We start from the raw sequence: 22,169 nt of genomic DNA, 5'->3' as shown, positions 1-22,169 counted from the left end.
AAAGAAAGTGAATATTGGAACTAATTCAATCGTTATATTTTGTATTCAGTTCTAACTTTAATGTAAGAATGATAAGGGGAAATATATTGATGTTGTTATTTTCTTAGTCTCTTTTCCTGGTTCAATGCTTCAAAGCCAGAATATATTCGGCAACCGCCATTTTAGCTTCCTCCGATAAATAATTTTGTGGCGGCATTTCCGGATAGTCTTTCCTAAGGTTTTTTGGAGCAGTGATATAGTCTACTATGCCTTGGGGATTGTCATGGTGAATTGCCTGAAGGATTTCGGTTGGCGGCCCTATCAATCTGGTACCAAAAGCGTGACAACCTGCGCAGACCCCATAATAAGTAAGCTCGCCCAGTTCTTCTTTTGATACGGACCTTGGGGGTACAGGGGATGGGGTCATCATGGTAGCAATGTCTTCTGTATCCTTAATCTGGGACGCACCATAGCCATCCAAGCCAAAGGTTCGGTATTTGTTCTTATCCCTGATGGTACTGCCCGTTCCACCGCCATAGGCAAAAATATCGGGCCCCTTCGAGTCCATTTGTGTAAGCATGATTGCCTTTATTTCACCTGTTGGGTCATTGCCGTTATTGAACATGATATTATCCAGTATAACGACTCTGTCCGGATTTCCTTCGGAATTGGGGTCATTTGCCTTGGGAGCACCTGTAGCGAGATCCACTATGGTAATCCCTGTGTTATTATTTCCCGTAATAATATTGTTCTCTACAATGACATCATCGGCGGCCATAATTAAAATCCCAGTACCCGATGGAATTCCGGAAACTGTTGATCCAGGGGCACCAAAATTTTCATGGTTGTTGTTTACGACAAAGTTATTCCGCAGTATAACATCAAAGGTGGTCTTTATGGGAAGGCCAGGGGTTACAAAGGCCAATAGTCCACCTGTATTGTTGTGGGCATAATTGTTTTCTACCAAGCAGTGCCTGGAATTTTCAATCTCAATGCCCGCAACATTATCAAATACTTCGTTATGGCGCACATCTACATTATCGCACATGCCGATATATATGGCTGCATCCGCAATTTTACTCAGTACATTATGTTCCACCAGCCCATTTTTACCATACTGTGGAAAGATGCCATAAACCCCGGTATCAATAATCCAGTTGTTGCGTATTACAAAATTGTTACCGGCTTGGCCCATTATGCCATTGCCTTTGTAGTTGATTATTTTAAAATTCTCTATAAGAATTCCATTACCGGAATAGAGGAAGGCATCGTTTATTTTCTTTTTGCCATCCAATGTTGGCCATTCTCCTTTGATTACTACGCCTTGCAGGCTAATGTCATCCTTATCAATGTATACGTTCTCCGAATAGGTTCCTGGATATACACGTATTAGATCCCCTGGATTAGCCTCTTTTACGGCATCCTGAATGGAGGAGCCCTTTTTGACTTCTATAATTTTTCCTGTAAATTCTCGATCGGAAGCTACTTGTGTGGTGTCTTTGGTATGTCCCACATTTCTATATTTCATGGAAGAAGGAATGGGGACAGTCTCCATATTTTTTTGTCCGAAGAACGATTTTCCTAGGAACACCCCAATACCCAATAGTACTATGGATCCGAGGATTTTTAAAAAAGGTGATTTTTTCTTCATTTTTTAATTGATTATTAATTAAGAGGGTATATGAAGTCCTGAAGGCAGTACCTTCGGAACTTTTGGTTTAAATGATTCGTCGGTCAGGGTTTTAAGAAAATCCACTAAACGGTCCAATTCGTACTCGGTTAAATTGGGTTCCCATATGTGCCAATGGATCAATAAGTTTTCGCCCTCAGGTACCGCATGACCCCTACCGTCCGTATAAAATTGAACGGTTTCCCGAAGGGTTTTGAATCTTCCGGAGTGCATATAGGGAGCTGTTTCTGCTATATTTCTTAGACTGGGAACCTTAAATGCCCCTCTCAAGCTTTTGTCAGTAAAGGGAATTTCGGCCCCAGGATCTAACGGTAATCCATCAGGTTCTGGAGTGCCGATAACGGCAAATTGTTGGTTGGTAAATAGGGGAGGGGTATGGCACTCAGCACAGCGTGCCACGAAAGATCTAAATATATTAAGCCCTTCTATTTCGTTTTTGTTCAGGGCTCCATCATAACCATGCGCATATTGGTCATATTTACTATTCAAGGAAACCAATGAAGATTGGAAGGCCGCTAAGGCGTTGGTGATTTCCTTGAGCAAAATGGGCTCATCCTTATGCCTGTTGGGATAGGCTTCAGCAAATAATTTTTTATAATTTTCAATATCATTGATGGTCCTGAGTAAATTTTCTGGTGTATTTCCCATTTCTATCTCGGAAAACAATGGTTCCAGCATTTGCTCTTCCAAGGTCGAGGCACGACCGTCCCAAAAGAGCTTTTTTAGATAGCCGACGTTATAAAGTGACGGTGCGGCCCTTTTCAATTTATTATTATCTATACCTCGGCTAACTGCGAGTCCATCACTTAATCCTTTGTTGGGATCGTGACATGAGGCACAGGGGACGGTTTGATCGGCAGACAGGACGGGATCAAAAAACAAATACCTTCCCAAATCGATTTCCTGTGGAGAAAAACCATCCCTAATTTCCGGTAAGGCCGATTTTAGACCACCTACCCCGGCCTTGTTGGTTTTTTCGTATTGACTATATAGATTTTTTGCAATGCACTCATTGTTTTCGTTCAGCTTAAATCCGGGAGGGCAGGAGCCTTTTAAAAGTGGAACGGGATAATAGCTTGAAGGTCTTTGGCCCGCAAAAAATGCCAATGCCAAGATTCCAAGAATTACCACCGGTAGAATTGCTTTTAAAATGACCTTACTGTTTATCATCTGGTCTTAATTTATACTTCAGTTGTTCAATTATATTTTGGACTGTATATGTGTAAATGTATATGCCCTAGATCACATGTGGATTTCATTACCGTATTTAAACTAACAGGTCCCACTTGTGTGTGAAAACAGATGTGTGTTACCCCGTTCATTGGTATAGACAGATACACTATTGGTACAAATTAACAACGGTGTTTCAACTAACTATTATGTCTACTATACTTTGTGATGAAATATCCCTATTTGGGATTAATGGGACATTTTTTTTGGTTGTAGTATTTTTTCAAACTCGGTCTTGTAACCAAATGAAACGGGGATTTTTTCTTCTGGGATATATTGGATATTAAGGGCATATCCTTTTTTTGTTTTCTTTGCAGAGTTGATGTATACCGTATTTACCATATAGGATCTATGGACGCGGATGACCTTAGGGTCCGAGATAATTTCATCCAACTCCTTGAAACTCATTCTAATAAGTTCCTTGTTGATTTTTTCTCCTGTAAAGTAAAAGAGTTCCAGGTAATTTCCTGCAGATTTGATGTACAATAATTGGTTGTATTTTATGGCCAATACCACTTTATTGTTTTCCCCATTAAAAATCAATAATTCGCTGTTTCCTTCGGTGTTTGTATTTTTTATGTTGTATTGTATTTCCTCTTTGAAGGAGGATAATTTTTGTTTGATTTGGGCATACCACAAAAACAGTGTATAGGGCACCACCACTACTAAACCTATTTGCCAAAAGGTAAGTAGGAATTCGGAAATTTGTTCTTGAAGCGTTCGCATTGGCGGACTATAGGCAATCTCGAATATAATGGCCATTAATCCCATTTCCATAAGTCCCCAAGGGAGTAAACTATAGATTTTAAATCTTTTGGGCCCAAATATTGTTCGCAGGATAAAATGGGTAAAAATAAGCACGCTAAAGCCTATGAGTATAAACTCCCAATAATAATTTTCGCCCCATTTATTAATGTTGTAAGGGGCATATATATTGATGAAAATGAAAGAATACAGACTAATAAAGCCAATCAATAACAGTTTGCTTCCAGCGGAATCCAGATAGGGGATTTCCTGCCTTAATATTGCTTCTATACGCTTCCTCATATGTTGGACCGGTTACAAAAACAAGACATGGTAATTTTTGGTTTTACTGGTTGGGTTATTTTGTTACATCGAATCTAATGAAAATAGTTTTTATAGGAATGCCCTCACGAAATTATCTTTTTAAAAAGGGCTGTTGATTTTGTTTTTTAAGTAATTTATAATTTCATTCAAGAATTATCCAGGCACACGGTAACCCTTCAAAACACTTGACTCTAGTTGGTAGGGGTTGAATCCATTGCTGGCCATTTTTATAAACTATTCAGGGCAGCCAAATAGATCCTGTTTTATTTATTATTAGAATTATGCCTTAATACACTTGTTTTCATATCGGCATACCTAGGATCTGGAATATAATCCTGTTTTTGCATTTTTATGACCTCTATGCTCAAGAAGCCAAATTCACTTACCACTTTTCCATAAAAGCGATAGATGCCTCTTCCCCTGAAAAAGTATTTTGCAGCTATTGGAGGAAAAAGTACAGTGTCAAATACTTCCCCATGTTGATCTACCAAGGTGGCAAAATTCATTCGGGTTCCCTGATGGGTCCTTGTATTTTTTACGGTTACCAGATAGCCGTAAATATCAATGTTCTTGCCCAGATAAGCTTCAAGGTCTCTTTTTCCATGTGTGTTACTGGGCGGTTCCGCCAAAATATCGAACGGACTGCAAAGGGTAAATCCCATAAGTTCCAATTGGGTAAAGGCCATTTCCAAATCGGTGGCGTATAGTTTGGGAATTTCGAAGTGTTGATGGGTAGCATTAAATAATTTTGGATGGTCCAGTTTGGTATTTTTGGATAGAGATAGATGAGCTTGCCATAACAGTTCGTGCTTATTTACCCCTGTGAATCCAAAGGCATCGATACGGATAAGGATACCCAATTGTTCTATGGAAATAAAGACCCTATCCAGAAAATTGGTCAAAGACAAATATGGTCCATTTGTGTTTCTTTCAGTTATAATGTGCTCTACCACCTTTCCTTCCAAATCTCTGAGGTACATGTATCCTAGGTATATTTCTTTCCCATAAATGCAATTGGCCATAAAGCTTTTGTTTATGCATGGAGAATTTATTCTGGCTCCTAGCATGCGTGCTTCGTGGATATAGAATTCGGCACTGTAGAAGCCGCCTCCATTGTTAAGTACGGCCACCATATATTCCAAAGGGTAATAAGCTTTTAGGAATAAGGTCTGATAGCTTTCAACCGCATAGGAGGCCGAATGACCCTTTGCGAAGGCGTAACCAGCAAAACTCGCGACCTGGTCCCATATTTCAAAAATAAGTTTATCCTCATAACCTTTCTTTCTACAATTGTCCACAAACTTGTCCTTTACTTTTTGGAACTCTTCCCTAGAGCGAAACTTGCCGCTCATTCCTCGTCTTAGAACATCTGCCTCTCCCAAGGTAAGATCGGCAAAATAGTGGGCTACCTTAATTACATCCTCCTGATACACCATTACGCCGTAGGTTTCTGGCATAATGGAGAGCATAACCGGATGTGCCCTTTCCTTGGCACGTTGTGGGTCCCGATGGCGAAGTATGTATTCCCGCATCATGCCACTTTTGGCTACCCCTGGGCGTATTATGGAACTGGCAGCTACCAATCCCAGATAATTATCCACTTCCAGTTTCTTGAGCAACATCCGCATGGCTGGTGATTCAACATAAAAGCAACCCATACACTGGGCGCTCTTAACCAAGTTGTTGATGGTGGGGTCAGTTTTAAATTGGGCAATATCATGGATATCTATGCTGCTTATTTGCTCTGGTTGATTATAGCTTATGATTTCCAAGGTCTCTTCAATTTTGGCCAGACCACGTTGGGATAGGATATCAAATTTAAAGAGACCAACATCTTCTGCTATCACCATATCGAACTGTGTGGTAGGATAACCTTTGGGAGGGAGGTGGGTGGCGGAAAAATAATGAATGGGTTTTTCGGTGATAAGGATACCACCAGCATGGATACTTAAATAATTGGGCATTCCTTTAAGTAATTGCCCGTACTTAAGTACCAATAAGGCTACCTTATCCAATTCAGGAACATTATACTTTCTATCGCATAGTATATCTATTTCCTCTTTGGGCAGTCCAAACACCTTGCCCAGTTCTCGCACAACCCCTTTTTCCTGAAAGGTAACATAGGTGCCCAAGAGTGAAACATTGGGGAAACGCTCAAAGATATATTGGGTCATGGCCTCCCGGTCTTTCCATGAAAAGTCTATATCAAAATCGGGAGGGTTTACCCGGTATAGGTTAATAAAACGCTCAAAATATAGGTCCAATTCAATAGGGTCTACATCGGTAATATGGAGCAAATAAGCTACTATACTGTTCGCTCCACTTCCCCGGCCCACATAAAAGAAGCCCTGTTTTCTGGCATGGGAAACTATATCCCAATTAATAAGAAAGTAGGATACAAATCCCATTTTTTTTATCAGGTCCAATTCCTTTTGGAGACGATCCAGAATTACCTTATCTATTTTGATGTGTTTGTACCTTTCGGGCAAGCCTTTCTGACATAATTCTTCCAATAGGGCCTCGTCCTTTTTAGCGTCACCTAGATATGAAACAAGGTTTTGGGGCTTTCTGTCTTCTGAAAAATCAAAATAAATATTGCAGGACTGCATTAATCGTTCGGTGTTTTCCAAAATAAATTGATACTCGGAAAAAGCGGATAACAGATTATCCATAGGAAGCATTTTTTCTTCAGGATCGGCTTCCTCACTAGGGGGTAATTTACTTAAGAGGATGTTGTTGTCAATGGCGCGAAGCAGACGGTGAGCATTAAAATCGCGCTTATTCCGAAAAGTAACAGCTTGTTGAACTACTAATTTATCCTTATAATCCATTATTTTGGTAAAGGGTAACCTCCTAAGATCTCTAATAGATATACCTATAAACTCATGCTCCAAAAAAGTATCAAGTTTATTTAGCAATACTTTTTCAAACGGATATATTACGAAAGCATGGTTAAAAATTGGAGCTCGGGAATTAAACTTCTTGTTATGGTGGAGGTGTTCGGACAAGAAATTGTTCAATTCCTTGTAGCCATGATTGTTTTTGGCCAAACCAATAAAACAAGGATCTACACAGTTTCTAAAATCGATTCCCAGGATAGGTTTAATGCCTTTTTCCTGTGCTTTCCTTACAAAGTTTAATCCTGCCGAAGTGTTGTTGATATCGGTTAGTGCCAAATGATCTATGTGGTTCTTTTCGGCCAGTTCCAGCAGTTCCACCTCGGATAGGGTTCCGAAACGAAGGCTGTAATATGTGTGGCAGTTTAAGTACATTTAATGGCTTTAGGATAAAAAGGCACAGTATTGGCCAACGACACAAGGACTTAATTGGGAATCTTTATAAAGGAACAGCTGTACACCAAGTAAAATCTTTGGTAGGCTTGCCTTGGCCATTAAATGGCACTTGGGCATTGCCTACAAAATTTAGCTTATGCAACCGTTTAATTCCTATTGCTAAAGATAAGATTTATTAACCCATCTTACTGTACGTGGGGTTATTTTAATTGCTTTTTCCGCCTTAATAAATTCCACAAAATGAAGTTGAATAATTTATGAAAAAGAATTTGGGTCTTTAATGGCCCCATTGGCTGGGCAAATACCCATAGCTAAAAGTATACTAGTTGGCTTTACTTCTATTTTCCCACTTAAGGTCTTGTAGTATGGAGCTTTTTATTCCTATGAAGAAATACCAACGTTTATAGGTTCCAAAAGGAGTCCAGTTAAAGTTCATTCTAAAACTTTTAAGGTCCCTTTCAAATCTTAGTTGGGTTAGGGTAAATCCTTTATTTTTGAAATCGTAACCGGAAGAACCTCCAATTTTCCATCTAGGGGAAAGCTGAATATTTCCGGAAAACATTAAGGAATGGCTACCAATAGTGTTTTGTCTATTGGAATTGCTATAATTTACAGCATATGCCAATCTTAGGTCCCAAGGTAATTTTGTGCCATAAACCGGGTTTTCAACGTCTTCGGAATCTTTGTCCCTTTCATCTTCCGGTCTATTTTCGTTAAAGTCATTGGCCCTTCCAAAAAGGTCATCGTCCCTACCACCACTTGCTGCTACATAGTCGTATTCATCTTTATTGTCCTCTTTCTTGTCCTCTTTCTTTTTTCCAAAAGTTTCACTGCTTAGGGAGTAGCTAAGGTTGGCTCTAGCAGTTGTAAGCCTAAATAGGCTTCCGCCGTTGTCCACATTGAAGGTGTTTATACGGGTTCCATTATTATCTATGGCATAGGGGTCGAAACTGGCGCCAAAGTTAATGGCCATTTTATTGTTGAGTATGTTGGTTCCCCCACTAAGGTTCAACGGACTTAGTTTTAAGGAATCTGCTTCAAAATTATAACCGGTCGACAGGTTAAGATTGCTTAATAGTGATATTTTTTTCGGTTTAGTGGCCGTGGAATCTTTGTCGCGAACCTTTGCTTCAAATTGGTTGCCCAGGGAAAAACTCATTGAACTAGATTTGTTTAGTCCGGGAGCCCCATTCAAGGTGCCTTCAAACCTACTATATAATTCCAATTCATCATCGGCACCTATATAGCTGTCATAATATTGATCGAATGAGGGGGTGTAGCCATAACTAACAGATGGCCTCATTACGTGTCTAATGGCCTGTATTTTTTTATCCTCCCCAAAGTTTACCAAACCGTATAAAGTGGTTCCGATACTTGCACTAAAGTTATAGGTGCCATAGCGGTCAAATCCATTGATGGTATCCGTTACAACTTCACTTTTGGTGTCCGCGTCATAACCCCTTTCATAAGTTTCTATGGCCCAAATATCCTCATAGGAGCCACCTACACTTACGCTAAAATGTTTGGCCACTTTAAAATTGGTACTTAGGGGAATAGTATTTCGGGCGCCAAAACGTGCATTATCGAACATTCTACTCGTTAAAAAATCGTCTTCTGTTGTAGTAATGCTATTCCTGGCGTTTAGGTTATATTGAAAGTTTACATTTTGAATGATTCCTTTTTTTATGCCTTCACGTGGAGCGAAAGGAAAAATACGTTCCATACTGGCCTGCAAGGTGGGCAGGGTTACATCCACTACCCCGGTATTGGTGTTTTGGTTATGCGTGGCCGTTAAACTTAGGTTTACTGACGGATATTCCGGGAACGTCTTGGAATAGGATATGGAGGATGATAAATTGTTTACCTGGGTGTTGGGCAGGTTCTGTTGCAATAGGGAATTCCTGTAATAGGAACTACTCCCTAGGTTTACCGAGGCTTGGAACCTGGAATTAGGATTACTTTTGGCATCTTGGGCATGTGAAACTTGAATATTGTATATGGTAGATCTACTATAATCACTAAATCCTTTTTGACTGGTGACCAGATTTTCATACCTAAAATTTACATTCCCTCTATATTTATATCTTTTGCTATATACGGATTGAGATCTTAGACCATAACTGCCATTGGCATATAGATCTCCGGTTAGGGTAAGATCTACATAATCGTTTATGGGAACATAGTATCCTCCGTTCTGCAAAAAATATCCCCTGGTAGGGTCGCTTCCAAAAGTAGGCATCATTACTCCTGCCGTTCTGCCAACGGTCAAAGGAAAATAAGCAAAAGGAAGGGCCACGGGGGTGGGCACGTCGGCTATGTATAGGTTGCTGAATCCAGCAATTACCTTCTTTTGGGGTACAAATTTGGCTTTTTTTACACGGATGTAATAATCCGGGTTTACAGTATCCTTGGATGTTGTTAGCTTGCCCTCGCTAAGGAAATAAACAGAATCGTTTTCTTTCTTGGTAATCTCGGCATAGACCTTCATGGCATCACTGCCCAATTGCCCCAAACCGGCCTGTTGTTCGGTTCTGGAATTCCATATAATCGCCTTTTGGGTGTCAAAATTAAACCGTATGGAGTCTGGAATAACTTCATTTGTACCCTGTTTAAAAAATGGCAATTGTGTATAATTCCCTAGGGAATCTTTTAAACGCCCTGCATAGACTTCATTCTTTATGTAGTCCATTATAATGATCCCGGCCTTTAATTCGGTATCCTGATAATAGAGTTCAGCCTCGTTATATAGATATATTTTTTGATCTTTTTGGCTCATCTTTACATAATCCTTGGCCTTGTATTTTATTTTGTCCAGGAGAAGCGGCTTTTTACCGTTTAAAGAGTCTACTTTTGTAGTATCCGTTAAAAGGGTATCCTGCAATTTGGGATCGGGCAAAAGAGGGGCTTTTATAGTATCCCTAAAAGCAACAATGGGCAGGGGCTTAATTAGATCTTCTTGGGCAGATGCAGTAAATGCACCATATAATAGGAGCAATAGGAAAAGTACATGATGTTTATTTGATTGCAAAGCTATATATCCTATTTTTGTAACGGTTTAGCTACATTTTGGGTTCAAACTTACATATATTTTTTGTTCCGCTTGTAGGGTATTGCGATAAATTTAACCTAATTAAAAGATCAAATTATCTCTAGTTATATGAATATGAAACGGTTTTATATTATTCCATTTATAATTTTAACATATTTCCTGACTTCTTTCAGTAAAAATATGGAGACCGATGACAATGACGGAAAATTTGTCGTTGTTTTGGATGCGGGGCATGGGGGGCATGATCCTGGCAATTTGGGGAACGGATATTTGGAAAAAAATATAGCCTTAAAGATTGTTCTAAAGGTTGGGGAAATTTTGGAAAGGAATCCCAACATCAAGGTCATTTATACGCGTAAGGACGATACCTTCGTGGATCTATACCGCAGAGGCGAAATAGCCAATAAGGCCAATGCTGATTTATTTGTTTCAGTACATTGTGATTCGCATAGTTCCGATGCCCATGGGGCAGGTACTTTTGTATTGGGATTGCATGCCAATAAACAAAACTTTGAAATTGCAAAGAAGGAAAACTCGGTAATATATCTGGAGGATAATTATGAAAGTAGATATGCTGCTTACGATATTAATTCGCCAGAATCCATAATTGGTCTTACCATTATGCAAGAGGAGTTTCTGGATCAAAGTATCAACCTTGCAAAATTGATGCAGGATAATTTTTCGAATAAGTTGAAGAGAACCGATAGAAAAGTGAAGCAAGCTGGTTTTATTGTTCTTCACCAGACCTTTATGCCCAGTGTTTTGGTAGAAACCGGTTTTTTAACGAATAGGGATGAAGGCGCCTATTTAAATTCATCAAAAGGACATAACGAAATGGGCAAGGCCATTGCCGATGCCATTTTAGCCTATAAGGGCGAGATGATATCGGGAACAGATCAGATTGCTATGAACAATACCCCAGTTGCCCCTGTACCTAAACAGGAGGAGGTTAAGAAATCGGCCGACAAAGCAGTGGCCAACACTGGAGAAAAGAAATCTGAACAACTGGTCCTAGAGCAAAAACCGGTTAAGAATATACCCAAGACAGTGCTAGTGGTAAAGAATGAAGCGGATAATACCACCAAGGAAATAGCAAAAGAACCCATTAAGAAAGAAGAGCCCAAAACAGTTGAAAAGGAGCCCAAGAAATCTGAAAATATTATTTTCAAAGTGCAAATTTTTGCCAGCTCAAAAAATATTCCATTGAACTCGGAGAATTTTAAAGGTTTAAATACCTTGTCCAAAGAGCCTTACAATAATTTATATCGTTATATGTACGGCAATACGGATTCCCATTTCCAAGCCACACTTTTAAAGAGCAACGCAGATGCCAAAGGGTATAATACATCTTATATAGTAGCCTATAAGGATGGGGTGCGTATTTCTGAAACGGAGGCTCTTAAATACGTTTCGGAATAATAGTCACTCTTCTAAAAATTATTTCTAATTTTGTTAGAAACTGAAAATAAAAGCTTTTGAAAATATCTAGGGAAATAAAAACGGGTATTATAGTCTTGGGGGGTATCCTTTTGTTCATACTTGGTTTTAGTTATTTAAAATCTACACCTCTTTTCGATAATAGCAAAACTTTCTATGCGGTATATCACCATGTGGGAGGATTACAATCCGGAACACAGGTTACTATAAATGGTTTCACCGTTGGGAAGGTAAATGATATTAAATTCAATGATGCCTCAGGGAATCTTTTGGTAACCTTTACGGTAGACAACAGCTTCTCTTTTTCCAAAAACAGTAATGCAGAATTATATGATACCGGAATTATAGGGGGAAAGGGTATACAGATAAAGCCTGTTTTTGATGATGCCGTCATGGCAAAATCAGGAGATACCTTGCCTTCCAGTACCAGGCCGGGACTTACCGAATTGGTACAGCAACGCTTGACTCCCTTGCAAATGAAAGTGGAAGGGGCTGTAACCAATGCCGACTCTCTATTGATGAACTTTAATGATATTCTGGATCTAAAAACAAAAAAGGATCTAAGGGAAAGTATTGCCGGATTGAACCAATTGGTGAAAAGTTTTCAGGGCAGTGCCAATTCCCTAAACCAAATTCTAACGAATAACAAGGATGATCTGGATAAGTCCATTAGTAATTTGGGTGTTATAACCGATAATTTCAACAAACTTTCAGATACCCTGGCCAATGCTGGTTTGGGCCAGACCATAAAAGGGCTGCAGTCTACCATGGGGAAAATTAATGATATGATGGTGAAAATCGAAGGTGGTGAGGGTTCCTTGGGAAAATTGGTCAATGACAAAGCGCTTTATAACAATCTAGCCGACGCCTCTAGGGAACTTGATTTGCTTTTGCAGGATTTTCGCCTAAATCCAAAGAGGTATGTAAATGTTTCCGTTTTTGGTAAAAAGCAAATAGATTACGCCATTCCTGAAGAAGACCCGGCCGAAAAATAGAGAATCACAATATGGAGTATATTCCTAATATAATTTTTGCAATTATACTTTTTGCGGGAATTGGATTTTTTGCAAAAAATATTAAAAAGCTCTCCCGAAATATAAAATTGGGTAAAGCGGTCGACACCAGCGATAATAAATCCCAACGGTGGAACAATATGTTCAGGATAGCCCTGGGACAGACCAAAATGGTGGTACGTCCTATTGCGGGAATTCTTCATATCATTGTCTATCTAGGTTTTATCATTATTAACATTGAGGTACTGGAGATCATTATAGATGGCCTTTTTGGTACCCATAGGATATTTGCCTTTTTAGGTGGATTTTACAGTTTCCTAATCGGATCTTTCGAAATATTGGCTTTGTTGGTCATTATAGCGGTTGTTATCTTTTGGATCCGCAGAAACCTCATTAAGTTAAGGAGATTCCTGAATCCGGAGATGAGCGGGTGGCCAAAGAAAGATGGAAATCTAATTCTTTATATAGAATTGGTCCTGATGATACTTTTTTTGACCATGAACGCCTCGGATTATCAATTACAACAAATGGATGCGGCACATTATACCAAGGCAGGAGCATTTCCTGTAAGCCAGTTTATTGCCCCTTTGTTCCAAGAGATGTCCATGTCGACCATAATCATGATTGAACGATCTGCATGGTGGTTGCACATTGTAGGTATTCTATTGTTTTTAAATTATTTATATTATTCCAAACATTTACATATTCTATTGGCATTTCCAAATACGTATTTTGGAAAGTTAAGACCCAAGGGGCAGTTCGAGAATTTAGAGGCGGTGACTAAGGAAGTAAAGCTAATGATGGATCCAAGTGCAGATCCCTTCGCTGCTCCCGATGAGAATGCACCCATACCTGAGAAATTTGGAGCTTCGGATGTTATGGACCTAAAATGGGTACAATTGCTAAATGCCTATACCTGTACGGAATGTGGGCGATGTACCAGTGAATGCCCGGCCAACCAAACGGGTAAGAAATTATCCCCTCGTAAGATTATGATGGACACTAGGGATAGGTTGGAAGAAGTTGGCAAGAATATTGATGCCAATAAGGGAGAGTTCGTTGCAGATGGTAAACAGTTGTTGGGAGATTATATAACTAATGAGGAACTTTGGGCATGTACCTCCTGTAATGCTTGTGTAGAGGCCTGTCCCGTTAGTATTGATCCTTTGTCCATTATAATGGATATGCGTCAATATTTGGTTATGGAGCAATCTGCTGCACCATCGGACTTAAATAATATGATGGGAAATATTGAAAATAATGGGGCGCCTTGGCCATTCAACCAAATGGATAGGCTTAACTGGTCCAAGGAATCATAAAGAAATTACCGTTATCATGGAAAATGAATTGAAAGTACCCACAATGGCTGAACTTTTTGCAGCAGGACAACAACCTGAAGTATTGTTTTGGGTGGGCTGCGCTGGAAGTTTTGATGATCGGGCAAAAAAAATAACAAAGGCCTTTGTCAAGATTTTGAATAAGGCGAATGTTAGCTTTGCTGTTTTGGGTACCGAAGAGAGTTGTACGGGTGATCCAGCAAAAAGGGCTGGTAATGAATTTTTGTTTCAAATGCAGGCGGTGACCAATATTGAGGTTTTAAACGCCTACGAGGTGAAGAAAGTGGTAACAGCTTGCCCTCATTGTTTTAATACCTTAAAAAATGAATATCCTGGCCTAGGAGGTAATTATGAGGTGGTACATCATACCCAATTTCTAAAACAGTTATTGGATGAAGGCCGCATCAGTCTGGAAGGTGGTCAGTTTAAAGGCAAAAGAATTACTTTTCATGACCCATGTTATTTGGGGAGGGCCAACAATGTGTATGAAGCTCCACGCGACTTAATACGCAAGTTGGATGCCGAACTGGTGGAAATGAAAAATTGTAAAAAACGTGGGCTGTGTTGTGGTGCAGGAGGGGCTCAAATGTTCAAAGAGCCGGAAAAGGGAAATAAAGATATTAATATTGAACGCACGGAACAGGCCCTGGACATTAAACCGGAAATAATAGCTGCTGGTTGTCCTTTTTGCAACACCATGTTGACCGATGGTGTGAAAAATAAGGAAAAAGAATCCTCCGTGGCGGTAATGGATATTGCGGAGTTGATTGCCAGCGCAGAGGATTTGTAAATTTGTCACAACAATAACCGTGATATCCTTGCATTACTTTGAATAGGTAAAGAGGTATCTATATAAGCATATAACCACACTTTAGAATTAGACAGACCAAGATCAAGACCAGGTAGAATAGTACTGAACGATATACTAAATAAGAGAATCGTTTGGGTGAACATTAAAAATTTAATAAATGCTCGTAGAATTTAACACATTGCCGGATGAATCTAGAGTTTGGATCTTTCAAGCCAGTAGAAGTTTTTCTGAAGAAGAATTACAGCAACTAAGGCAGGAGCTGGATACCTTTATTGCGGAATGGACTGCCCACGGAAGCGATTTGCGCGCTGGCTATGAAATTAGGTACAACAGGTTTATTATCCTGGCCCTAGATCAAACCCTCAACGCTGCCACTGGGTGCTCTATAGATGCTTCGGTACGCTTTATTCAGCAGCTGGAGCAGAAGTACAAGGTGGAACTCTTGGACAAAATGAACGTTTCTTATAAGCAGGGCGATTTTGTGGCTTACAAATCTTTGGTCGACTTCAAAAAAATGGCCAAGCAAAAAGCTGTTTCCAAAAATACCATTGTCTTTAATAATTTGGTAACGAATAAGCACGAATACCAGAATCATTGGGAGGTGCCGGCAGAAGAAAGCTGGCATGCTCGTTTTATGTAAGCTACACCGCTTGAAAATACAGCTAAACCAAAGGTTTGGGTTGTTTTTCGGATAAGTATAATAATTCAAATAATTCTTAGTTACCATCAAAGATGGATTTTTTTATGCGCCTAAATTACCTAGTATTACTATTTATAATATCAATATACACTGTTCAAGGTCAAATAAACCCTTTGGTTACCAAGGATACTTTGGTTCAACAAAACTGGGTAGAGACTACATATAGTCAAATGTCCCTGGATGAAAGATTGGGGCAGTTGTTTATGGTCATGGTTACTTCGGATCAGGATAAGGCCAGTACAGAAAGAACAAAAAAGTTGATTAAGGACCATCATATTGGTGGGGTCATTTTCTCTACTGGGGGTCCCGTCCGCCAGGCACAATTGACCAACGATTTTCAAAAGAATTCGAAAGTCCCGCTCATGATAGGTATGGATGCCGAATGGGGTCTGGCCATGAGATTGGATTCTACCTATGCCTTCCCTTGGAATATGACCTTGGGGGCTATTAAGGATAATGCCATAGTGGAAAAAGTAGGAAACCGGATTGGCAAACATGCAAAAAGATTGGGAGTGCACATTAATTTTGCCCCTGACATAGATATCAATATTAATCCCCAGAATCCAATTATTGGGAATCGTTCTTTTGGTGAGGATCGTGAAAACGTAGCCCAAAAAGGGATTGCTTTCATGAAAGGTATGGAAAACGCCGGAGTTTTATCGAGTGGAAAGCATTTTCCTGGCCATGGTGATACCGCTGTGGACTCACACAAAGCTTTGCCGGTAATAGATTTTACTAGGGAACGTTTGGACAGTATTGAGCTATATCCCTATAAGAAATTGATCAAGGAGGGCCTCAGTAGTGTAATGGTAGCACATTTAAGTGTGCCAAGCTTGGAAATAAAGGAAGGCTATCCATCGTCCTTATCCGAACAGATTATTGGGGATGTATTGCAGGAACAGCTTAACTTCAAGGGATTGGTCTTCACCGATGCGCTAAATATGAAGGGAGTATCCAATTTTGCTAAGGAAGGTGAGGTAGAGCTCTCCGCATTTTTGGCAGGGAACGATATTCTATTAATGCCTTTGGATGTTGCCAAGGCCAAGTCCAAACTTTTGGAAGCCTATAATAAAGGTAGGATTACGGAAAATAGACTGGCTACTTCCGTAAAGAAGATATTGATGGCAAAGTATAAGGTAGGCCTTAATAATTACAGACCTATAGAAACCAAAAATCTTTATGAAGATCTAAACTCTTTGGAGGATGATGTACTTTATGAGGAGGCTATCGAGAATGCCATCACCGTGGTAAAAAACGATTTTTCTTTGATGGCGATCAAGAAGTTGGAAAATAAGAAAATTGCCTATGTAAAGTTTGGGGATGCAGAAAGTGATCCCTTTCTGAAGGAATTGAACAAATACGCTACAGTAACACAGATTAATGGTAAGGATATAACCACTTTAAAGCAGAAGTTGAGTGAGTACAATTTGGTAATCATAGGTCTGCACAAGAGTAATGAAAGCCCTTGGAAAGCCTATAAATTTACCAAAAATGAACTTTCCTGGTTAGGAGAAATAGCGAGGGAACGTACCTCCAATCTTATACTTGCCATATTTGCAAAACCCTATGCTCTTTTGGATGTGCCGTCTTTTGAAAGTATCGACGCAGTAATCGTAGGGTACCAAAATAGTGAAATAGCCCAGGAAAAAACGGCACAGATTATTTTTGGGGCCCTTCCGGCAAAAGGGATTTTACCCGTTACCTCCCATGCCGACTTTCCTGTCAATACAAAAATTCCTTTGGAGTCCTTGATGCGCTTGGGATATAGTTTTCCGGAGAGGGTTGGAATAAGTTCCAGTAAATTGGCAAGAGTGGATGAAATGGTAAAGAATGGAATTGACTCCTTGATGTTTCCAGGGGCACAGATTGTCGTAGCGAGGAAGGGAAAAGTAATTTACAACAAGGGGTTTGGAAAACCGACCTATGATTCTGACGAAAAAATAACACCGGACCATATTTATGATTTGGCATCCATAACCAAGATATTGGCAACCTTGCCCATGGTAATGAAGATGGAGGAAGAGGGTAAAATTGCTTTGGATAACACCTTTGAGGAACTTATTCCGGCCTATGCGCATTCCGAGTTGAAAAATGTGACAGTTCTAAAGGCGTTATCCCATTATGGTAGATTACCCGCTTGGATTGCCTTTTATATCGATACTTTGGATGACAAAAGAAAGCCTTCAAGTGAATTTTACAGACAGCAGCCAACCAGCGGTTATTCCGTTAAGGTGGCAGATCAATTGTACATAAAGGATGTTTATAAGGATTCTATATATAACCGGATTGGTAGACAGCATCTAAAATCGAATAGATATCGTTACAGTGATATAGCTTATTATGTTATGAAAAAGTTCATTGAGGATACCTATAAGGAGCGATTGGATAGTTTGGCTGAGGAGTTTTTGTACAAGCCTATAGGCGCTACGCATACTGGGTTTAATCCGTTGGATAGGTTTTTAAAGGGAGATATAGTGCCCTCTGAAGAAGATAATTATTATCGATACCAAACCGTTCAAGGGTATGTACATGATATGGGAGCGGCTATGCAAGGTGGAGTAGGTGGACATGCCGGACTTTTTAGTAATGCCAATGATGTAGCAAAAATTATGCAGATGTATCTGCAAAATGGTTTTTATGGGGGACAACAGTTTTTCGAGGGCAGAACAGTGAAGAAGTTTAATACTTGCTATTTCTGTGATCAGAATGTTAGGCGGGGTATAGGTTTTGACAAGCCTGAAGTACATGGTGGGGGACCAGCCTGCAGTTTGGTTTCCAGAAAAAGTTTTGGGCATAGTGGCTTTACAGGAACCTACACCTGGGCCGATCCAGATAAGGATTTGGTCTATGTTTTTTTATCCAACAGAACTTACCCCTCGGCTTCAAATACGCTATTGGTTAAATCTGGGTTAAGAACTCGGATTCAGAAGGCTATTTATGAAGCCATAATAAATTAAATCCTTACTTTGTAAATATATAAACGGAGGTTTATTGGAGGAAGTTTCATTTTGTTTTATGCATTCTGAAATTTTATCCATATTCGTTCGACTAAGGTTTTTTAGGGCCAAAAGTTCAGGGGTCCGTGAGGCTTGACTAAGATATGCAACCTCTAAAATGAATTAAAAATAAATAGATGAAAATAGCTATAGTATGTTATCCAACTTTTGGAGGTAGTGGGGTGGTGGCAACAGAATTGGGAATTGCCTTGGCAAATAGAGGGCACGAAGTTCATTTTATTACTTACCGCCAACCAGTGCGCTTGGAGTTGCTGAGCAATAAGATATACTTTCATGAGGTACATGTACCAGAGTATCCCTTGTTCCATTATCAGCCATATGAATTGGCTCTTTCCAGTAAATTGGTAGATACTATTAAGTTGTTTAATATAGAGTTATTACATGTACATTATGCCATTCCGCATGCCTATGCTGGCTATATGGCGAAGAAAATGTTGGAGGAGGACGGAATTTATATCCCTATGGTTACCACCTTACATGGTACGGATATAACCCTGGTGGGCAAGCACCCCTTTTATAGGCCTGCAGTTAATTTTAGTATTAATCAATCCGATGTGGTTACCTCGGTTTCCCAAAACCTAAAGGAGAGTACTTTGGAGTTGTTCGATATAAAAAATGAAATAGAGGTTGTCCCGAATTTTATTGATAAAAGGAAATACAGTATGAACTTCACGGACTGTCAGCGTTCCTTGATGGCCTCGGAAGATGAAAAAATCATTACCCACATCAGTAATTTTAGGAAGGTAAAGCGTATTCCTGATGTGATACAGATTTTTAATAAGGTTCAAAAACAAATTCCCGCCAAGTTGATCATGGTAGGGGAGGGACCTGAAAAAGAAGGAGCAGAGCGTTTGTGCGAGGAGCTTGGGATTGCCAACAAGGTGATCTTTTTGGGAAATAGCAATGAAATTGATAGGATTCTATGTTTTTCGGATCTCTTCCTTTTGCCGTCGCAAACAGAAAGTTTTGGATTGGCGGCTTTGGAGGCAATGATTAATAGGGTGGCCATTATTTCTAGCAATACGGGGGGAATCCCAGAAGTTAACCGTCAGGGAGTTACTGGTTATTTAAGCGATGTAGGCAATGTGGATGAGATGGCCGAAAATGCGCTCAAGATATTGAGTGACGACCAAACTTTGGAAAAGTTTAAAAATAATGCGGCAAAGGCGGCAATGGATTTTGATATCATGAAGGTATTGCCACTATATGAGGCAATATATGAAAAAGCCCTTTTGGCGAGACACGAAAGTTTACAGCAGAATTAATGCGATCATTACTACTCTTCTTATGCCTTTTGGGAATTTCTTGTTCGGGGCAAAAAGGTGTGCCCAAGAATAACGCTGAAAGCTCCTTGCAAAATTCAAAGGAACTTCAACTGCTGTTAACGGATAATTATAGTGGGGTGGAAAAATCGGAATTTCAAGTTGTAAGGGATTCAAAGACATTAAAAAACTTTTTCCTTCAGATAAACAAGACCAGAAAGCCAGGTCTTCCCATTCCGGAAGTGGATTTTAGCAAGGAACTACTCTTGATATATTGTGCAGGAACTACTGTGGGTATCGGGGGAGTGGAGTTGTCTGTAGTTGAGGGTCCCCACAATATTGTAGTTGCACCAAAAGAGCGGACACCTTCCAAGAAGGAAGTCGCCAATGTAACCACCACGCCTTTTAGCATTTATAAAATGCCCCTAACCCTTAAAGAAATTAGTTTCCAACAATTGGAGTAGGGTTAAGCCATCCTTGTTGTCAATTAAAAACTGTAATAGAAGATATTTCAAATTCCCTTATTTATCCAAGGAGCGTAGATTTTCTCTCTGGTGATATGATAAGCCCTTTCCGTCGGTTAAAATACCGTTTTCTTAGATGAAAAATTATTAGGATTTCGAAATCTTAATTACAGGTTTTGTAGGAAACCGCTTAACGATTTTTAAGGCTTTTTGTAGAATTTAAATGGTCTCTATTTAACATTGCCATAGCTTTGGACAAAGATTTAAAAGAATCCCAAAATTACATTGTTATGAAAACCTACGCGTTTGCTATTACCTTTTTAAGTGCTCTCACCTTTAATTTTAGTGGTGCCCAAGAATTACAACTTACCGCCAAGGATAGCGTTGTTACCAGTTCATGGGTATTAGGATTGGGCTACAATATTGTAGATGATTCGGCTAGACCGGTAGCTGATGATTTATTTAATATTAAAGATACTTGGAACGCACTACCTTATCCGTCCTCAATTAGTATAGGTAGATTTTTTAAAAATGGCCTTGGCATAAAGGCTGTTGGTTCGTACAACAAATATGATGTTGGTAAGAAGGTTGACGGAGTGATTAATACTGTTGAGAGGGATTATTACGCTATTGATGGTATGATCAGTTATGATCTTAATAAAATCATTGGTGAAACTGGCTGGTTCGATCCATTCGTTCAGGTTGGTGCCGGATATAGTGATATTGGATCTGTAGGCAGGACAACTGGAAATGCCGGTTTTGGATTTAATACCTGGTTCAATGATAAGTGGGGCTTAAACTTTAATACCATGGGTAAATGGGGCATTGAGGAAGGATCCACCAAACAGTTGCAACATTCCGCTGGAGTAGTATACAGGTTTGGAATTGAAAAGGAATTGTCCAAAAAGGGATTGGAGAAGTTGGCGTTGATCGAAGAAAACCAAAGGGTTTCCGATTCTATTGCTGCGGCCAAAAAGGCAGAGGAAGAGGCTAGGCTTATGGCCGAGCGTTTGGCCCAAGAGAAAGAAAAAGCAAGATTGGCTGCAGAAGAGCAGGCTAGAATAGATGCAGAGAACAAGAGAAGGACAGATTTGGAGAATAAAATCAAGGATCTTGGTAATGTATACTTCAGCCTCAACTCGTCCTACTTGAGCAAGCCATATAAGGAATTGTTGGACAAGTTGGCCGTGTTAATGGAAGAAAATCCTGCATTGACATTAAAAGTAGGCTCACATGCCGATTCCAGAGGAGCTGAGAAATATAACCAATGGCTATCTGAAAAGAGGGTAAAACAGACCTTGGACTATTTGATCGGTACCAAAGGAATAAGTGCCTCCAGATTAAATGGGGAAGGTTTTGGGGAAACCCAATTGACGAATGAATGTGACAATAATACCTACTGTCCAGAATCCAAACACAAACTAAACAGAAGATCTGAGTTTGAGGTGGTGGAATTTTAGTCACTAAGAATATTTATAAGTAAAATGCCCATTGCTGATGCAATGGGCATTTTTTTTACTGTAGTTATTTAAACTAACTTAATTTGTTCTAATGGCTTATCTGGATATATAATTCAATTCAAATTATTTCGAGTAAAAGATAAGGTTAAATCTTTGAGAGGGGCTCTAAGCTATTAGTTAGGATTTGAACAGTATAAATCATGAACAACACCAGCAATAGGGTCATGGTTTATAAGGATAGTCTATATCTATCTACAATCTAACTGGTCTTGCTACATTTGTTGGGACACTTAGTTAAGGGCAATATTGAAAAATCCTTAACTTGGTAAAACGATGAAAGAAAACAGAAGAATCTACAG

At 39.5% G+C, this 22,169-nt stretch carries 14 protein-coding genes; 9 read left to right on the top strand and 5 right to left on the bottom strand.

Annotated features, from left to right (window positions below):
• Window positions 1-121: 121 nt before the first annotated feature.
• From MWU82_RS10280 to MWU82_RS10260, 5 genes are all read right to left on the bottom strand, one after another.
• On the bottom strand, window positions 122-1,630 hold the full coding sequence (locus MWU82_RS10280; protein ID WP_247096299.1) for a parallel beta-helix domain-containing protein: 1,509 nt from the start codon (window positions 1,628-1,630) through the stop codon (window positions 122-124).
• A gap of 18 nt (window positions 1,631-1,648) precedes the next feature.
• A complete protein-coding gene (locus MWU82_RS10275; protein ID WP_247096298.1) occupies window positions 1,649-2,839 on the bottom strand; it encodes a cytochrome c peroxidase in 1,191 nt (396 codons plus the stop codon).
• A gap of 249 nt (window positions 2,840-3,088) precedes the next feature.
• On the bottom strand, window positions 3,089-3,946 hold the full coding sequence (locus tag MWU82_RS10270) for a LytTR family DNA-binding domain-containing protein (RefSeq protein WP_247096297.1): 858 nt from the start codon (window positions 3,944-3,946) through the stop codon (window positions 3,089-3,091).
• A 284-nt stretch (window positions 3,947-4,230) separates the two neighbouring features.
• Complete coding sequence (gene dnaE, locus MWU82_RS10265; RefSeq protein ID WP_247096296.1) at window positions 4,231-7,239, bottom strand: DNA polymerase III subunit alpha; 3,009 nt, start codon at window positions 7,237-7,239, stop codon at window positions 4,231-4,233.
• Between the two features lie 343 nt (window positions 7,240-7,582).
• Entirely contained in the window at window positions 7,583-10,288 is a 2,706-nt protein-coding gene (locus MWU82_RS10260; RefSeq protein ID WP_247096295.1) for a putative LPS assembly protein LptD, read from the bottom strand.
• Window positions 10,289-10,417: 129 nt separating this feature from the next.
• Between MWU82_RS10260 and MWU82_RS10255 the strand changes: the two genes are divergently transcribed.
• The 9 genes from MWU82_RS10255 to MWU82_RS10215 all read left to right on the top strand — a co-directional run bounded on the left by MWU82_RS10255 (window position 10,418) and on the right by MWU82_RS10215 (window position 21,810).
• Entirely contained in the window at window positions 10,418-11,728 is a 1,311-nt protein-coding gene (locus MWU82_RS10255) for an N-acetylmuramoyl-L-alanine amidase (RefSeq protein WP_247096294.1), read from the top strand.
• Window positions 11,729-11,784: 56 nt separating this feature from the next.
• Window positions 11,785-12,741 carry an MlaD family protein gene (locus tag MWU82_RS10250; RefSeq protein ID WP_247096293.1) on the top strand — a complete coding sequence of 319 codons (957 nt, stop codon included), beginning with the start codon at window positions 11,785-11,787 and terminating at the stop codon, window positions 12,739-12,741.
• A gap of 11 nt (window positions 12,742-12,752) precedes the next feature.
• Window positions 12,753-14,078 carry a (Fe-S)-binding protein gene (locus tag MWU82_RS10245; RefSeq protein WP_247096292.1) on the top strand — a complete coding sequence of 442 codons (1,326 nt, stop codon included), beginning with the start codon at window positions 12,753-12,755 and terminating at the stop codon, window positions 14,076-14,078.
• Between the two features lie 16 nt (window positions 14,079-14,094).
• On the top strand, window positions 14,095-14,886 hold the full coding sequence (locus MWU82_RS10240; protein ID WP_247096291.1) for a (Fe-S)-binding protein: 792 nt from the start codon (window positions 14,095-14,097) through the stop codon (window positions 14,884-14,886).
• Between the two features lie 178 nt (window positions 14,887-15,064).
• Window positions 15,065-15,547, top strand: a complete 483-nt coding sequence (locus MWU82_RS10235; protein WP_215946924.1) for an ABC transporter ATPase — start codon at window positions 15,065-15,067, stop codon at window positions 15,545-15,547.
• A 104-nt stretch (window positions 15,548-15,651) separates the two neighbouring features.
• On the top strand, window positions 15,652-18,564 hold the full coding sequence (locus MWU82_RS10230; RefSeq protein ID WP_215946925.1) for a glycoside hydrolase family 3 N-terminal domain-containing protein: 2,913 nt from the start codon (window positions 15,652-15,654) through the stop codon (window positions 18,562-18,564).
• A gap of 176 nt (window positions 18,565-18,740) precedes the next feature.
• Window positions 18,741-19,889: an N-acetyl-alpha-D-glucosaminyl L-malate synthase BshA gene (bshA, locus tag MWU82_RS10225; protein ID WP_215946926.1), complete on the top strand. Its 1,149-nt coding sequence runs from the start codon at window positions 18,741-18,743 to the stop codon at window positions 19,887-19,889.
• Window positions 19,889-20,350 carry a hypothetical protein gene (locus MWU82_RS10220; protein ID WP_247096290.1) on the top strand — a complete coding sequence of 154 codons (462 nt, stop codon included), beginning with the start codon at window positions 19,889-19,891 and terminating at the stop codon, window positions 20,348-20,350. Before bshA ends, MWU82_RS10220 begins: the two co-directional genes overlap by 1 nt.
• 290 nt (window positions 20,351-20,640) lie before the next feature.
• Window positions 20,641-21,810, top strand: coding sequence for an OmpA family protein (locus MWU82_RS10215; protein ID WP_247096289.1), 1,170 nt, complete (start codon window positions 20,641-20,643; stop codon window positions 21,808-21,810).
• Window positions 21,811-22,169: the final 359 nt, after the last annotated feature.

The organism is Arenibacter sp. S6351L (assembly GCF_023016025.1).
GTDB classification, from domain to species: Bacteria; Bacteroidota; Bacteroidia; order Flavobacteriales; family Flavobacteriaceae; genus Arenibacter; species Arenibacter algicola_B.
Note: the sequence above shows the minus strand (reverse complement) of the source record. Positions and strands in the feature narration are given on the sequence as shown.

Coding starts and splice junctions, on each gene's coding strand:
- MWU82_RS10280 (WP_247096299.1), bottom strand. CDS start 1,630: ATGAAGAAAAAATCACCTTTTTTAAAAATCCTCGGATCCATAGTACTA.
- MWU82_RS10275 (WP_247096298.1), bottom strand. CDS start 2,839: ATGATAAACAGTAAGGTCATTTTAAAAGCAATTCTACCGGTGGTAATT.
- MWU82_RS10270 (WP_247096297.1), bottom strand. CDS start 3,946: ATGAGGAAGCGTATAGAAGCAATATTAAGGCAGGAAATCCCCTATCTG.
- dnaE (WP_247096296.1), bottom strand. CDS start 7,239: ATGTACTTAAACTGCCACACATATTACAGCCTTCGTTTCGGAACCCTA.
- MWU82_RS10255 (WP_247096294.1), top strand. CDS start 10,418: ATGAATATGAAACGGTTTTATATTATTCCATTTATAATTTTAACATAT.
- MWU82_RS10245 (WP_247096292.1), top strand. CDS start 12,753: ATGGAGTATATTCCTAATATAATTTTTGCAATTATACTTTTTGCGGGA.
- MWU82_RS10240 (WP_247096291.1), top strand. CDS start 14,095: ATGGAAAATGAATTGAAAGTACCCACAATGGCTGAACTTTTTGCAGCA.
- MWU82_RS10235 (WP_215946924.1), top strand. CDS start 15,065: ATGCTCGTAGAATTTAACACATTGCCGGATGAATCTAGAGTTTGGATC.
- MWU82_RS10230 (WP_215946925.1), top strand. CDS start 15,652: ATGCGCCTAAATTACCTAGTATTACTATTTATAATATCAATATACACT.
- bshA (WP_215946926.1), top strand. CDS start 18,741: ATGAAAATAGCTATAGTATGTTATCCAACTTTTGGAGGTAGTGGGGTG.
- MWU82_RS10220 (WP_247096290.1), top strand. CDS start 19,889: ATGCGATCATTACTACTCTTCTTATGCCTTTTGGGAATTTCTTGTTCG.
- MWU82_RS10215 (WP_247096289.1), top strand. CDS start 20,641: ATGAAAACCTACGCGTTTGCTATTACCTTTTTAAGTGCTCTCACCTTT.